Source organism: Acidithiobacillus caldus ATCC 51756 (assembly GCF_000175575.2).
In the GTDB taxonomy this organism is placed as follows: Bacteria; Pseudomonadota; Gammaproteobacteria; order Acidithiobacillales; family Acidithiobacillaceae; genus Acidithiobacillus_A; species Acidithiobacillus_A caldus.
Window position 1 is genome coordinate 2,155,857 of sequence record NZ_CP005986.1, and the last position, 14,680, is coordinate 2,170,536.

At 62.9% G+C, this 14,680-nt stretch carries 13 protein-coding genes, 2 tRNA genes and 1 pseudogene; 6 read left to right on the top strand and 10 right to left on the bottom strand.

Features of this window, described 5'->3' with window-relative positions:
• Positions 1-116: 116 nt before the first annotated feature.
• Positions 117-1,541 carry an aminodeoxychorismate synthase component I gene (gene pabB, locus ACAty_RS10475; RefSeq protein ID WP_004868362.1) on the top strand — a complete coding sequence of 475 codons (1,425 nt, stop codon included), beginning with the start codon at positions 117-119 and terminating at the stop codon, positions 1,539-1,541.
• Here pabB and glgX read toward each other — a convergent pair.
• Positions 1,498-3,606 (bottom strand): glycogen debranching protein GlgX, encoded by a 2,109-nt coding sequence (glgX, locus tag ACAty_RS10480; protein ID WP_004868364.1) that lies wholly within the window; start codon positions 3,604-3,606, stop codon positions 1,498-1,500. The genes pabB and glgX overlap by 44 nt on opposite strands.
• Positions 3,607-3,730: 124 nt before the next feature.
• Here glgX and ACAty_RS10485 point away from each other — a divergent pair, with 124 nt between their 5' ends.
• On the top strand, positions 3,731-4,744 hold the full coding sequence (locus tag ACAty_RS10485; RefSeq protein WP_226047736.1) for a lysylphosphatidylglycerol synthase transmembrane domain-containing protein: 1,014 nt from the start codon (positions 3,731-3,733) through the stop codon (positions 4,742-4,744).
• Positions 4,745-4,760: 16 nt separating this feature from the next.
• Positions 4,761-4,836: transfer RNA gene (locus ACAty_RS10490), tRNA-Thr, on the top strand.
• Positions 4,837-4,846: 10 nt separating this feature from the next.
• Here ACAty_RS10490 and ACAty_RS10495 read toward each other — a convergent pair.
• Complete coding sequence (locus ACAty_RS10495; RefSeq protein WP_014003338.1) at positions 4,847-5,149, bottom strand: hypothetical protein; 303 nt, start codon at positions 5,147-5,149, stop codon at positions 4,847-4,849.
• A 287-nt stretch (positions 5,150-5,436) separates the two neighbouring features.
• Between ACAty_RS10495 and ACAty_RS10500 the strand changes: the two genes are divergently transcribed.
• The 3 genes and pseudogenes from ACAty_RS10500 to ACAty_RS15535 all read left to right on the top strand — a co-directional run.
• The gene (locus ACAty_RS10500; protein WP_038472223.1) at positions 5,437-6,192 is read left to right on the top strand and encodes a hypothetical protein; all 756 of its coding nucleotides are present in this window, start codon (positions 5,437-5,439) and stop codon (positions 6,190-6,192) included.
• On the top strand, positions 6,171-6,437 hold the full coding sequence (locus ACAty_RS10505) for a hypothetical protein (protein WP_226047735.1): 267 nt from the start codon (positions 6,171-6,173) through the stop codon (positions 6,435-6,437). Before ACAty_RS10500 ends, ACAty_RS10505 begins: the two co-directional genes overlap by 22 nt.
• A 173-nt stretch (positions 6,438-6,610) precedes the next feature.
• Positions 6,611-6,872, top strand: a pseudogene (locus ACAty_RS15535) (IS66 family transposase); the annotation flags it as partial.
• Between the two features lie 172 nt (positions 6,873-7,044).
• On the opposite strand, the gene ACAty_RS10515 reads toward ACAty_RS15535, so the two are convergent.
• The 8 genes from ACAty_RS10515 to rpsU form a co-directional block, all read right to left on the bottom strand.
• Entirely contained in the window at positions 7,045-7,299 is a 255-nt protein-coding gene (locus ACAty_RS10515) for a Txe/YoeB family addiction module toxin (RefSeq protein WP_038472225.1), read from the bottom strand.
• Positions 7,289-7,546: a type II toxin-antitoxin system prevent-host-death family antitoxin gene (locus tag ACAty_RS10520; protein ID WP_004868369.1), complete on the bottom strand. Its 258-nt coding sequence runs from the start codon at positions 7,544-7,546 to the stop codon at positions 7,289-7,291. Before ACAty_RS10520 ends, ACAty_RS10515 begins: the two co-directional genes overlap by 11 nt.
• 229 nt (positions 7,547-7,775) lie before the next feature.
• Positions 7,776-7,852, bottom strand: a tRNA-Ile gene (locus ACAty_RS10525).
• Positions 7,853-7,900: 48 nt separating this feature from the next.
• The gene (gene rpoD, locus ACAty_RS10530) at positions 7,901-9,799 is read right to left on the bottom strand and encodes an RNA polymerase sigma factor RpoD (protein ID WP_038472227.1); all 1,899 of its coding nucleotides are present in this window, start codon (positions 9,797-9,799) and stop codon (positions 7,901-7,903) included.
• A 109-nt stretch (positions 9,800-9,908) separates the two neighbouring features.
• Positions 9,909-11,669 (bottom strand): DNA primase, encoded by a 1,761-nt coding sequence (gene dnaG / locus ACAty_RS10535; RefSeq protein ID WP_004868371.1) that lies wholly within the window; start codon positions 11,667-11,669, stop codon positions 9,909-9,911.
• A 3-nt stretch (positions 11,670-11,672) separates the two neighbouring features.
• Positions 11,673-14,006, bottom strand: coding sequence for an endonuclease MutS2 (locus ACAty_RS10540; protein WP_226824125.1), 2,334 nt, complete (start codon positions 14,004-14,006; stop codon positions 11,673-11,675).
• Between the two features lie 5 nt (positions 14,007-14,011).
• Positions 14,012-14,458: a GatB/YqeY domain-containing protein gene (locus tag ACAty_RS10545; protein ID WP_004868375.1), complete on the bottom strand. Its 447-nt coding sequence runs from the start codon at positions 14,456-14,458 to the stop codon at positions 14,012-14,014.
• A complete protein-coding gene (gene rpsU, locus ACAty_RS10550) occupies positions 14,458-14,673 on the bottom strand; it encodes a 30S ribosomal protein S21 (RefSeq protein ID WP_004868377.1) in 216 nt (71 codons plus the stop codon). Before rpsU ends, ACAty_RS10545 begins: the two co-directional genes overlap by 1 nt.
• Positions 14,674-14,680 lie beyond the last annotated feature (7 nt).

Here is a 14,680-nt window from a genome sequence, read left to right on the forward strand (position 1 = left end):
AGGTTACCGACCGAACGGTCAGTATTCAAGAGATATTGTACTCCCCTGTATTCGGCTTGGGCAAACGCGGGAATCTGGCTATGCTCTAAAGCCCCTCCGCCAAGGATCGAAGCGCCATGGCCCAACTCTGGTACAGCCTACCCTATCCCAGCGCGCACCAGCCACTGCCAAGTGCGCGGATGGCATCGGAACCCTGGACCTTGTTCCTGGACAGCTGTGCATCGGGTGGGCAGCGCGGCCGTTTCGACATCCTGCTGCGCCGCCCACGCTGGCGCGTCTGGCAGCAAGGAGGCCAGACCTTCCTTGCCGAGGGCGGTAATGCCCCGAAGACTTCCAACGATACGCTGATCTCCGTCCTGCGCGCCATCGCCCGCGAGGAGCAGGAGCGCATCAGGGGTCTCGACGCTTTTCCCATGCACTACCCCTTTGCCGGGGGTTTTGCGGGTTTTTTCAGTTACGACTGGGGTCGGCAAATGCTGGGCATTCCAGGCCCGGACGACCCGACCCTGCCGACGGCAGCTCTGGCCTGGTACGACAGCGCCTACCTGGTCGACCACCTGCGCCGTGAGGCCGGATTCTGGGGGCATGCCGACGATCTGCTGGCGTTGCGCGCGGAGATGGCAGAACCCTCGGATCGAGAAGAAACGATCCTGGGCGACAGCGATGTCCAGCCCATGTGGTCGGCTGAGCTGTATCGCAGTGCCTTTGCCAAAGTTCAGGCATACCTGCGCGCGGGCGATGTCTATCAGCTGAATCTGGCCCAGGCCTTCCAGGCCAACTGGTCGGGGACCCCATGGCAACTCTACCGTGCCCTGCGCCAGCGCAATCCCGCGCCCTTTGCCGCCTTTTTCGCGCTGCCCGAGGCGACCCTCTTGAGCCTGTCTCCCGAACGGCTGGTGAGTCTGTGCGATGGACAGCTGCAGGCCCGGCCCATCAAGGGAACCCGACGTCGGGACCCGGATCCCCTGCGCGACCGCGCCCGGGCCGCCGAGCTTTGTGCCAGTCCCAAGGATCGGGCCGAAAATGTCATGATCGTCGATCTGCTGCGCAATGACCTGGGACGGGTGGCCGAACTCGGCTCCGTGCGCGTGTCCCAGTTGTGCGCCCTGGAGAGCTTTCCCGCCGTCCATCACCTGGTCAGCAGCGTCGAAGCACGCCTGCACCCGGACTGCGACCCCTGGGACGTGCTACTGTCCTGCCTGCCCGGTGGATCCGTCACCGGGGCGCCCAAACGCCACGCCGTGGAACTCCTGCAGTCGCTGGAGGCAAAACCCCGAGGGTTTTATTGCGGAAGCCTGGGTTATGTGGACGCGCGCGGACGCATGGACTGGAACATCCTCATCCGCAGCCTGAGCTACCGCGCCGGACAGGTCCAGTATTGGGGAGGCGGCGGCATCGTCATGGATTCCGAGGCCGACGCCGAATATCGGGAGAGCCTGGACAAGGTGGCCTTCATTACGGCCACCCTGAGCGCCAGACGGGATACTGTGCCGTCGGCTACTGCGTGCGCAGAACGAAGAGCAGCAGAGACCGGGCAGTGACCAGGTAAGGGGCGGAAAGGGCAAAGCTTTGGGCATCTGCGTCCGGGATATTGGTGTCCACCAGACGTTCCCAGGATTTTCCCTCACTGACCTTGGGCAGACAAAACTCCACCGCCTGCGCCGCCGCGTTGAGGATGAGCAGAAGCGTGTCGTCTTCACCGCGTCGGACAATGCCCGTTGCCTGGGCCCGGCCATCGAGAAGGACGCCCAGACAGCGAGCATTCTCGTCCTGCCACTCCCCTTCGGTCATCTCCTCGCCATTGGCATTGATCCAGCTGACATCCTTCACCTTCAGGGTCTCGTGATAGCGCCCCAGCAGAAAACGGCCGTGGCGGAGCATGGGGTAGCGCTGGCGTAGCTGGATCACCTTCTGCACAAATCGAATCTGGGCCTGCGCCGCGGCATCGTGATCCCAGTGCAGCCAGCCCAGATCGTTATCCTGACAGTACACGTTGTTGTTGCCCTGGCGCGTTGCCCCAAACTCATCACCGCTGCACAGCAGGGGCACTCCCTGGGAAAAGAACAGGCTTGCCAGAAAATTGCGCATCTGCCGCTGGCGCAATTCGACGATGTCCTCTTGATCCGTGGGACCCTCCACGCCACAGTTCCAAGACCGGTTGTCGTCGCTTCCGTCGCGATTGTCGTCACCGTTTGCTTCGTTGTGCTTATCGTTGTATGCGGTCAGATCGTACAGACTGAAGCCATCGTGCACCGCGACAAAATTCACCGAGGCAAAGGGACTGCGTCCCTGATGGTCGTAAATATCCCCGGAAGCCGTCAGTCGTCGGGCCAAATCCGGAAGCTGCCCGGGGTCACCACGCCAGAAGGCGCGCAGGGTATCGCGGTATCTGCCATTCCACTCGGCCCAACCCGGTGGAAAATTCCCCAGTTGATAACCACCAGGACCACTATCCCAGGGCTCTGCAACCAGCTTCACCCGCGCCAGGGTCGGGTCCTGAGCGACGGCCACGAAAAACCCGTTGCGCTGACTGAAGCCATCGGGTTCACGACCCAGGATGGTGGCGAGATCAAAGCGAAAGCCATCCACGTGCATGACCTCCACCCAGTAGCGCAGAGAATCCGTTACCATCTGCACTACGCGAGGATGGCCGGTATCCAGGGTATTTCCGGTGCCGGTATCGTTGATGTAATACCGCCCTTGATCGGGCAGCAGCTTGTAGTAGACGGCATTATCGATGCCGCGAAACGACAGGGTCGGACCAAGCTCGCTGCCTTCCGCCGTGTGGTTATAAACCACGTCGAGGACGACCTCGAGATCGCGCTCGTGCGCCGCTGCGACGAAACGCTTGAACTCCTCGATACCCCCATCGCTGAGGTACTGCGGATGGGGCGCGAAAAAGGCGATGCTGTTGTAGCCCCAATAATTGCGCAACCCCTTGTCCAACAGATATTGATCGTGCACGAAGGCATGGATCGGCATGAGCTCTATGGCCGAAACCCCCAAGGCACGGACGTAATCCAGGAGATCGGGGGTGGCGAGACCGGCAAAGGTGCCGCGCAGATCGTCCCGCACCTTGGGGTGGCGCATGGTCATGCCGCGTACGTGCATCTCGTAAAAGGAGGTCTCGTTCCAGGCTTTTTGCGGATGCCGGTCACTACCCCAGTCGTAGCCTTCATCCACCACGCGACATTTGGGAATGAAGGGCGCACTGTCGCGCTCGTCAAAACTGAGATCCTTGTCCTTGTGGCCAATCTCGTAGCCAAACAGTGCCGGATCCCAGCGCAGCTCTCCCCACAGTTGCCGGGCGTAGGGGTCGATCAACAGTTTGTTGGCATTGAAACGATGGCCCGCCTCAGGAGCATATTCACCATGCACGCGATACCCGTAGAGCTGACCTGGGGCGAGCCCTTCGATATAACCGTGCCAGACCTCGTTGCTATACTCCGGCAAGGCGATTCGGGCCAGTTCGCGCTGGCCATCGTCGGCAAAGAGACAAAGCTCTACCTTGCTGGCATTGCGGGAAAACAGCGCGAAATTGACGCCCTTGCCATCCCAATGGGCTCCCATGGGAAAGGGTAAACCTTCTCGTACACGATAATCCATAATCACTCCTGCGTCGCTTCGTGGGCAGTGAGAGTATAGTCCGACCCCGCCGCCACCGGATTTGCCGAGATCCCCGCGACGGGTTAGAGTCTGCACCTCGCAGAGACAGGGGCAATCGTTTTCGGTGACTACCGTCGCAGAAAATCCGCGTCCGCCGCACAAGCGACCGAAGCGCGGGCATTGGCAACTGATGGCGCAAGTCGCCTTCACGGCGGTGGTGCTTGCCTGGCTGTTCCAGAAAACCGACTGGCCGCACCTGCTGCAGCGGTTTGAGGAGATGGACCCGTGGTGGTTCGCAGCGGCCGCGGCAAGCTACGCGGCCAATATCAGTATCTCCTCGGGCCGCTGGTGGATCATCCTGCGCGCGCTCTCCCGTCCCGCGCCCATCGCCTGGCTGTGGCGGCTGAACTGGGTGGGGGCCTATTTCAATCAGGTGCTGCCGGGCTCGGTGTCTGGCGACTTCCTGCGGGCCTGGTACACGCGCCACCAGGCCCGGGGCATGCCCTTCGCTCTGGCGGCCGTCTTCAGCGACCGCTTCATCGGCATGGGTGCCCTGGTGGGTATCGCTTTGACGGCCTTTCTTCTGGGCGGACGCCATGTCGCCCTGCTGCCGGGTATGGATAAGACCATGGCGGTGGTGGTGGCCGGATACGTGCTCATCGTGGCGCTGATCTTGACCCCGTGGCTGAACTTCCTGAACACCCATCTGGGAAAGGTCGGGAACAAGCTGCACGATATCCGCCTGGGCATGGCCGCCCTCCTCCGTCACCCCAAGGCCCTCGCCGCAACCATCGGCCTATCCCTAATCGTCCAAGGCTTTTCCATCCTCACCTTCTGGTCTCTGGCGCAAGCGCTGCGGGTTCACCTGGATCCCGCTGCCGTCTGGCTCGTCTGGCCGCTGGTGAGCCTCTTTCTCGCCCTACCGGTCTCCTTTGCCGGCTGGGGCCTGCGCGAGGGGCTCGTCGTGCTGTACTTGGGAGCCCTGCATATCGGCCACGATGCCGCCCTGGCCCTCTCGCTGCTCACGGGCGCAACCGTACTGCTGACAAGCCTTCCAGGAGCGCTACTGTGGTTCGGCATCGGCCACCACCGATTGTCCCAGCACCCGGCGATTGAAGCCAGCGAAAACCCTCGCTAAACTCGCCGAGGACGATGCCGGCATAGCTCAGCAGGTAGAGCAACCGATTTGTAATCGGTAGGTCACGGGTTCGATTCCTGTTGCCGGCACCAACTAAAGGAATTAATTGGATTTTTCAACCCCCGATAGCCCGCATCGTCGTAAACGGTGCAGGAAGTCGATCCAGAAGGCCCTCGTCTCGGCTAGACCTACCGCTATGCCCCGTACCTCGGGCCGGATTTCGGTATGCTCGGCGCCGTGCGCGTAATGCGCCGCCCCGCATTGGGACTCGGCTTCCACCCCCATCGAGCTGCAACGCCAACTGCCCCAACCCGCGCGACAAATCACGTCGGCCTCCTTTTCCACAAATTGCATCAGCGTCGTGCTGTCCATGGTCAGCGCCGTGGTCTCCATCGTTGGTTGCATTCAAGCCACCTCCAGTGTTCGGAGATCCGCGGTGGCCACCCAGTCCCGCCAACGATGTACACCCCGCCCTGGAATACTACCCGCACACACGATGGTACTCGGTTACAAAATGCATAATTTGGGCTTTCTCGGGACGCAGCGCGTCTATGAAAGGTCGGGCTGAGCGATTAAGATGCTCGCGGAATCGTTTGGAGTGGATCTTGCCCGTCATGCCGATTCGCCGTGCCCTGTCATCCCAGTTTTTGGCTTTTTCCCGGGGGCGGTACCCTAGGGCCTTGACTGCATGCGTGTTGCGCATCGTCCTCTGCTTCGCCGCAAGCGGCGCGGCGCCCCTGGCGCTGGCGGCCGAGTCCGCTGCAACGTGGCAGGGCGGCAGTGTCTGGAAGGGGCAAATCGCCAAGCAGCCGGTGCACGTCTGTTTTCAACGCGAAGATTGGGCGTTGTACTATTACGACAAACACCAGACCCTGATCGCGCTCACGCCCGAAAATGACCGGCGCGTGTGGCGTGAGCTGGTAGACCTGGACGGCAGGCCAAAATATAACGGTGCGGTATGGCGTATCGGCACGGTGACCGAGGATTCCATGTCCGTCGACTGGGAGCGGCAGGGCAAGACGCTGCACGTCACCCTCACCCGGGTACCGCTGACGGCGGAAGATTCGAAGAACAACGCCTGCGCGACTCAGGCCTTCAACGCGCCGCGCTACGCCGTCAAACCCAGGATCGTGCAGCGCGACGACCCACGCCGGCCCTTCATCGATCTGTCCGTCGACTACGGCCCGGCGTTCAAGAAAAACTACTCCGCCCAAGGCGTTTTGCTCCGCGGCAGCGACCCGCGGGCACGGCGTTTCAACGCCTGGGCGCGGCGGCACATGCAAGAAATTGCGGACGACTTCTACGATTGCCAAGAGGGAGCGCTTTTCGGGCAGGGGTCGGATGGTTCCCAAGAGCTGTCGTTGTTGTGGCCGCCAGAGATCATCGTTGGGCGTTTTCTGCAGTGGGCTGAGTCGCACAAGAATCAGTGCGCCATGCGGCCGGGTTAAAGGATCCCGACAACGTCGGTGAATCTTCAGAGTGCCGTGACGTGCTCGGCCACGCGAGCTACCAGGTTGCCATCGGCCGGGACGGTCTGTATTTCACCCCCGCCTTTCTTCCACTCGAAGGGCCGGACTGCACGACAACTCTGCGCCTGTCTTTTTCCCAGCTCAAGCCGCTGCTCTCGCCGCTCGGTCGGCAGCAGATGGGGGCACTCTTCGCCGATAAAAAGGGCGGGTCAGGCAAGAAATGATGGGACTGCCGCACACCCTGGACGAAGGTGCGCCAACTGCTTGACAACTCGGGATCAGCCAGAAAAAAGCCACGGTGGCATCCAGAGAGAACTTCACGCTCGCTCTTCGTCCCTGAGCGCACGTATTTTGACCCCCGCCTCGGAGGGGCGCGACGCCGTGAAAGACAAGTCCCCGCCACCATCCCGGCCGCGTGGACCTGCCCGATACCCTGCCCCGCCTTGAGCTCCGCCACGACCCCGACGGCTGCACCTACGGCTAGTGCGGCGGCCCTCTGGAGACGATTGGTCATCCGCCACATCTGCCCGAAGCTGGCCTGCCGCCCTTGCAGTACCCTCGAAAGCCCGGCCATGCCGGCGCAGGTAATCGATAAGGGTTTGCCTACGGCGCACAGGGCGGCTCAGGTCCTGACGGCCAAGCACGTGGATCGCCTGCCCCGGTAGCGGAACGTCTTCGCGCATACCCCGGACCGCAACGGCAGCCGAGCTTCCTGACCATCTCCCCGATCCGTGACGCGATTACGGGTTGGCGCGCCGCGGCGCGGGCTGGTAGGCACTCGGTCTCTCTCTGATGGTGTCTATTCCGAGCTCAAGTCGCCGGATGGATAGCTCAGTAGTGGTAGCGGCATTGGGCAACCAAAATAGTGTCCTCTTGGATCGCATAGACCAGGCGATGCTCTTCGTCGATGCGTCTGGACCAAAAGCCGGCCAGGTTATGCTTCAGGGGTTCGGGTTTTCCGATCCCTTGAAAGGGGGATCGCCGTATATCCTTCAGGAGGGTATTGATGCGCTTCAACGTGTCCCCATCGTGCGCTTGCCAGAACAGATAGTCCTCCCAGGCCGGATCGGAGAACTTAATCGGCATCCACCAGTGCCCTGATCGTCCCGCCGCCCGCCGCCAGCTGCTCGATGGCTTCGGCGAGTCGCTTCGCGTTTTTCGGGCTGCGCATCAGGTAGGCGGTTTCTTCCAGGGCGTTGAAATCCTGCAGGGACATCATCACGACCGGTTCTCCGGATTGGCGCGTGATCAGGATCGGAGCGCGGTCATTGGTGACCTTGTTCATGATCTCGGACAAGTGCTGTCGGGTGTGGCTGTAGGTTACCGCGTCCATAACGACCTCCCTAATTGTACTTAAACTAGTACAATGCGCGCCGACGGTCAACTAGCGCTCAGCGCAGGCCTCACATCCGCGTGCCGCCGAAAGTGAGTGTATGGGTTCTGTATTCACGGTGTAAATCCGCATGAGCAGATAAACAGCCGTCAGCGCCGAGGTCTGAACACACAGCTAAAGCCCAGATAGATAGGTGATGATCTAATATCATGTAACTACCTGTTTTATATGGTGGGCCCGGCAGGATTTGAACCCGCGACCAAAGGATTATGAGTCCCCTGCTCTGACCAGCTGAGCTACAGGCCCGAAACGCCGGGTCGGTCTCGTGACCGGCCCAGATGGCAACCTAGCGCATTACGACGTGATGGTCACCTCACCGTCCACAAAACTGCGCAGGCGCTCGGAGCGCGACGGATGGCGCAGTTTACGCAGAGCCTTGGCTTCGATCTGCCGGATGCGCTCGCGGGTCACGTCGAACTGCTTGCCGACCTCCTCCAGGGTGTGGTCGGTATTCATGCCAATCCCAAAGCGCATACGCAGCACCTTGGCCTCCCGCGGCGTCAGGCCGGTATCCAGAAGCTCCTCTACCACCTCGCGGATGGCAGCATTGACGGCCGCATCGGTGGGGGCAGCGACATTGCGGTCCTCGATGAAGTCCCCCAGGTGGGAGTCCTCATCGTCGCCTATGGGCGTCTCCATGGAAATGGGTTCCTTGGCAATCTTCAGGACCTTGCGGATCTTGTCCTCCGGCATCTCCATACGCGCCGCGAGCTCTTCCGGGGTGGGTTCGCGCCCCATCTCCTGCAGCATCTGACGGCTGATCCGGTTGAGTTTGTTGATGGTCTCGATCATGTGCACGGGGATCCGGATGGTGCGAGCCTGATCCGCTATGCTACGGGTGATGGCCTGACGAATCCACCAGGTGGCGTAGGTACTGAACTTGTAGCCGCGGCGGTATTCGAACTTGTCCACGGCCTTCATGAGACCAATGTTGCCCTCTTGGATGAGATCCAGGAACTGCAGGCCACGGTTGGTGTATTTCTTGGCGATGGAGATCACCAGACGCAGGTTGGCCTCGACCATCTCCTTCTTGGCCCGACGCGCCTTGGCCTCACCGATGGACATGAGGCGACTGGCCTCCTTGATCTCGGCAATGGGCAGACCTGCCCGTTCCTCGATGTCGGCCAGCTGGGTCATGACGGCCACGATCTCGTCGCGCAGCACCAGCATCATGGGGCTGTAGGGGCGGCCTGCGGCAATCTGGGCATCGACCCAGGCGATATCGCTTTCGTGCCCTGGGTAACTGCGCACGAACTCCTTGCGCGGGAAACCGGCGCGGTCGATGCACAGGGCCATCAATTCGCGCTCGGCCAGACGCACTTCCTCCGTCAGGTTGCGCAGCGCATCGGCCATGAGGTCGATCTGGCGCACGTTGAGCTTCATCTCCATGAAGCGATCGGCCAGCAGTTGGCGTTGTTCCTGATATTCCGGGCTGCGCACCTTGCCTGCCTTGTGCAAGGCAAGCAGGTGCTCGTAGCCGGCGCGGATGGCGGCAAAGCGCTCCAAGGCCTCCTCCAGCTGCGGCCCCTTGTCCGCCACACTGAGGCCAGCGCCGTCCTCCTCATCCTCGTCCTCGTCGCCGTCATCGGCCTCATCGGCCTCGGCGGCGAGTCCCAAATCCTCATCCTCGGCCGCTGCTTCGTTGATGGCATTGGGGTCAATGAAAGCATCCACGACCTCATCCAGGCGCAGCTCGCCCTGCTCCACCTTCTGCGCTGCCTCCAGCAATAGGGCAATGGTGGTGGGACAGGTGGATACAGCGCGCAGCACCTGCAGGAGACCGTCCTCGATGCGCCGCGCGATTTCGATCTCGCCTTCGCGGGTCAGGAGCTCCACCGTACCCATCTCACGCATGTACATACGCACGGGGTCGCTGGTTCGACCGATGTCGGCTTCCACCACGGCCAAGGCCTCTTCGGCAGCCTCTTCCGCTTCCTGAGCGGCCACGATGGGGTTGCCCTCGTTGTCCATGAGCAGGGTTTCGTCATCGGGCGCCTCTTCGAAGACTTCAATGCCCATGTCGTTGATCATGGTGATGACGTTTTCCATCTGCTCCGGATCAAAGACATCCTCAGGCAGGAGGTCATTGATCTCGCGATAGGTCAGATAGCCCTGCTCTTTTCCCCGGGCAATCAACCGCTTGAGCTCGGAACGCTGAGACTCGTTGTCCACCGTACTGTCACTCTCTCTCATAGACAACCCACCGACGCGGAAAGCCGCGTATTGTATAAGAAAACCACCGCCGATGAAAAGCCGACCGGCGCACTTGGGTAAACCGGTCCATTGGCACTTTCACGACCCCCTAGGACTCCTCACCCTTCGACCTTCGTCCCTTGGTGATGCGCAGGAGCTCCTGCCGCTCCTCCGGCGACAGGGCCGCAAGGCCTGCGCGATCCGCGGTTCGTCCTATGAAACGAATACGCGCCTGGGTCAGCTGCAGATTCAGGCGCGCCACGCAATCCCGTACCTCACTCTGCGATCCCTCGTCGGACCCTACGGACGGTGCAAACTGCTCGCGAAACAGCGCATCCAGATCCCACCGCGCCGCCAGCCGGGCAAAAAGGGCCTGACTTCCTATATGGGTGGACTCAGACAAAATTTCAAGGCCGTCTGCCAGCACCTCGGCGTGGGTATCCTCGTCGCGAAGGTATACCAGCAATCTTCGTTCCAATTGCTGCCAGTGCGGATCCACGGGGCGCTGGAGCAAAAGCCGCAGGGCCGCCTGACAGAGACTCGGCCGCCCGGGGCGCTTGGCCTTCACGGGCACCGGCTTGGGCGCGGATTCTGGGAAAGCTTGCGCAGAGGTCTTGGGCAGGACGACGGCGACACCAGCAATCTCCTCGAGCCGCTGACCATAGACCGCCCGCAGATCGGCATCCTGCACCTGGGCCAAAAATGCCCGTGCCTCGCCCAGGAATTGGGCCTTCTCGTCCGCTTTTTTTAGATCGTAGCGCTCACGCAACACGCTGAGGTGATGATCCAGGGCAGGACGTGCCTGCGCCAGAATCTCCTCGAAGGCCGCTGCGCCCCCCTTGCGCACCAGAGAGTCGGGGTCCTCGCCCTCGGGCAGGAAAAGCACCCGTAAAAGCCGGCCGGGACGCAGTCGCGCTGGCGCCAGTTGCAGTGCTCGCCAGGCCGCCGCGCGGCCCGCAGCGTCGCCGTCGAAGCACAGCACGATCTCCCCGGCAGTGCGCCAGAGGATCTCCAACTGCTTGTCCGTCAGGGCCGTACCACTGGCCGCCACGGCAAAATCCAATCCGGCCTGATGCAGGGTAATGACGTCCAGGTAGCCCTCCACCAGCACCACCCGTCGACGCCGACGGATGCCCTCTCGCGCCAGATCCAGACCGTAAAGCATCTGTCCCTTGTGGTAGAGGATGGTCTCTGGGCTGTTGAGGTACTTGGGCTCGCGCCCGTCCGTGCTGCGTCCGGCAAAGCCGCAAAGCTGCCCGCGACCGTCGCGCAGGGGAAAGATGACTCGAGCACGAAAACGGTCGTAGTAACGGCCGTCGTCGCGCCGGGAGACCAGCCCGGCCGCCACCAGCAGTTCCCGCTGGGCGGAATTCTGGCCCAGACGGGAGGTGAGAAACTGTGCCTGATCGGGCGCAAAACCCAGGCCAAAATGGTTCCAGGTGGCTTCACTGAGGCCGCGCTGCCGCCAGTAGGCCTGTGCCGGCGGATGACTGTGCAGGGCCTCCCGGTAGAGTTTTTCGGCGGCCTCCAGGATGGCCCGCACGGGCCGGGGGTCGGGCCCTTCGGGGCGTCCCTCCTGGGGGAGCGGGATACCAGCCTCCTCCGCCAGGAGACTTACGGCCTCGACAAAGGAAAGACGCTCGTAGGCCATGAGAAAGCCAATGGCGTTGCCGTGGGCGTGGCAGCCAAAACAGTAGTAGATCTGCTTCTCCGGACTCACGGAAAAGGATGGGCTCTTCTCCTGATGAAAGGGACAGCAAGACCAATAGTCCTTACCCTTTTTCTTCAGCGACACACGGCTGTCTATGAGGCGCAGGATGTCGCTGCGGGCAAGGACCGTATCGATGAAGGCCTGGGAGAAGCGGGTCATACCCTAGCGTAAATCCAGTTCGCTGACGCCACCACCGCCCTGTTCCGGGCGCGCCATCCGCCAGGCGAGCACGCGCGCGTCGCTCTGGGCAAACTCCCGTACCATCTCGGCCAGAACGCCGTTGCCCGTGCCGTGCAGCACCTCCACCTGTTGCCGCCCGGCGGCGATGGCACCATCCACATGGCGCTCCAGGGCCACGCGAGCCACGTCTCGGCGCTGCCCGCGCAGGTCCAGACGCCAGGGGTGCGACTCGGGGGAGCGATAGTGGCTGCCGCCCCGCTCCTCTGCCAGCGTCGCGCCCGGATCCAGCTGAAACTGCTCCAGCGGAACCCACAACTGCTTGCCGCGAATTTCGATCTGCAGCTTCTGCCCCGCTCCATCCACACGCAGCACCTCGACGGCCTGACGCAGGGGCAGAAAGAGGCCGCGATCCCCCGCTGTCGGCAGCCGTGCGGGCGCCTGGGTCGCCGCCGGCCGCAGCCGTTCATCCAGAGCGTCGAGGCGGGCCGTGGCCGCCGCGGTATCCCGTCCCGCCTTGAGTGCCGCAATGGCCGCACGCACCTCGGCCCGCGCCTGGGCGAGTATGGTCTCCCACTGGTGACGCGCCTCGGCGGCCGCCCGCTCCCGGGCTGCGGTGGCCAGCTCCTGTTCCTTACGCCAGCGCGCTTGTAGCCGTTCCGCCTCAGCGCGCAGCGCTTCGGCTTCTTGTCGTTCGCGCTGGGCCTCCTGCAGCAAGCTTTCGCGACGGGCTTCCCAGAGCTCCCAGTCCTCCTGTTCACTGGCATGAATGGCCTCGGCGCGATCCAGCACGGCGGCGGGTAGACCCAGGCGGCGGGCGATGGCCAGGCCATGGCTCGCGCCGCCCATGCCCAGCTGCAAGCGGTAGGTCGGGCGCAAGGCCTGCACGTCAAAGCCCATCCCCCCGAGAACGATTTCCGGACGCTCCAGGGCGTAGCGCTTGAGGGCCTCCATGTGACTGGTCAGGACGGCAAGGGCACCACGTTCCAACAGTTCGCTGCCGATGGCCCGGGCAAGGGCCGCCCCTTCGCGCGGGTCCGTACCGTTGCCCAGTTCGTCCAGCAGTAACAAGCTGTGTGCATCCGCCTGCAGCAGCACCCGGCGCAGGCGCTCCAGCTGGGCCGAGAAGGTGGAGAGATCGGCCTGGATGTCCTGGGCATCGCCAATCACGGCGAGAATCTGGGTAAAATACCCTAACTGCCCCCGGGCCGGCACCGGCAGGCCGAGGTAGGCCAGCAGGTGGCAGAGTCCCAGGGCCTTCAGCAGTGCCGTCTTGCCGCCGGCGTTGGGGCCGGTGATGACCAACTGGCGATGATCCTGTCCAAGGGCCAGGGCATTGCCGACGACGGCCTCGGGATGACGCAGGGCCAACAGCGGATGGCGCAGGTCGCGCAGATCGAATTGCGGCTGCCCCATCACCGGCAGCAATTCACCGTTCCAGGCGGCCGCGAGCTCCAGACCCGCCCGCGTGGCTTCGATCCGGCCCATGAGGAGCAAGGCGGCACGGATGGCATCGGCGGCCCGACCCACGCGCCAGGTTAGCTCCTTTAGGATTCGCTCCTGTTCCTCCTGGAGCGCGCGCTCCACCTCCCAGAGGCGATTGTTGGCGTCCACGGCATCCAGCGGTTCGACGAAGAGGGTGCCACCGCTGGCAGAGCGGTCGTGAATGATGGCACGAAAACGCCCCTTGTACTGGACCTTCAGCGGCAGCAAAAAACGACCACTGCGCTGGACCACCACGGGATCCTGCCAGAAATCCCGCCAGCGCGGATTGCGCAGGGTGGCGTTCAGTTGTTGCTGCAACGCATCCCGTGCCCGTCGCGACTCCTGACGCAAGCGTCCAAGCTCCGGACTCGCACCATCCAGCAGCACGCCATCGGCATCCAGAGTGCGCGCCAAGGTCTGGAGCAGAGTCGCGTCGGGCCCCACCGTGGCTGCCCAATGCTGCAGATCGTCGGACACCGCCTGAAGATAGTCGGCGTAACGGCCTTGCTCCTCGACGATGCGCAGGATCTGCAGCAGCTCCTTGCCCGAGAGCAGAGCCCCGGGCCGCTGCGCCAATTGCAGCAGGGATACGACATCCGGGAGAGGGCTCGCCGGCGCACTGAAGCCCTGGCGATCGCGTTCCTGGAGGCAATGGCTCCAGTGCAGTCGCTCGCGCACCTCAGCAAGGCTTGCCCAAGGCTGCCTTCCTGCAGCGTCGCGTCGACCGTATTCGTGGGCACAGCGTTGGGTCCAGGACTCGAGTACTGCCGGGCCATCGAGCATAACCCAGGTCGTCCGAGCCGGATCGGGCGACCGCTCCGTCGCCTGGATCATGGGGTTCAGGGGGTAAGCAGCGCCTTGACTCGATCGGCGACCTGCGCCATGTCGGCCCGACCCTGCATCTGCGGCCGCAACAGCGTCAGAACCTTGCCCATATCCTTGGGGCCGGCAGCACCCGTCTCGGCAATGGCCGCGCGAATCGCACCGTCGATCTCCTCAGGCGTGAGGGGAGCCGGGAGGAAAACCTGAAGGATCTCGATCTCGCGCTCCTCCTTGTCCGCAAGGTCCGGGCGACCACCGTCGCGGAACTGCTGCGCCGAATCCTTCCGCTGCTTGATGAGTTTGTCGACGATGCCGAGAATATCGGCATCCGTCATCTCCTGGCGTTCGTCTACCTCGCGTTGCTTGATGGCGGCCATGAGCATTCGGATGGTCACCAAACGCTCGCTGTCGCGCGCGCGCATGGCGTTTTTCAGGTCTTCTTGAATCTGCTCACGCAGAGGCATCAGTACATCCGCACCAGACGCAACTGCTGCCGCCGCATCCGCTTCAGGGCGCGCTTACGGGCCGCCGCGGCCTTGCGCTTGCGCTCTTCCGTCGGCTTTTCGTAAAACTCCCGCCGCCGGACCTCCGTGAGCACGCCGGCCTTCTCGCAGGAGCGCTTGAAACGACGCAGGGCAACTTCAAAAGGTTCATTCTCTTTGACGCGAATGGTTGGCATGAAAAGC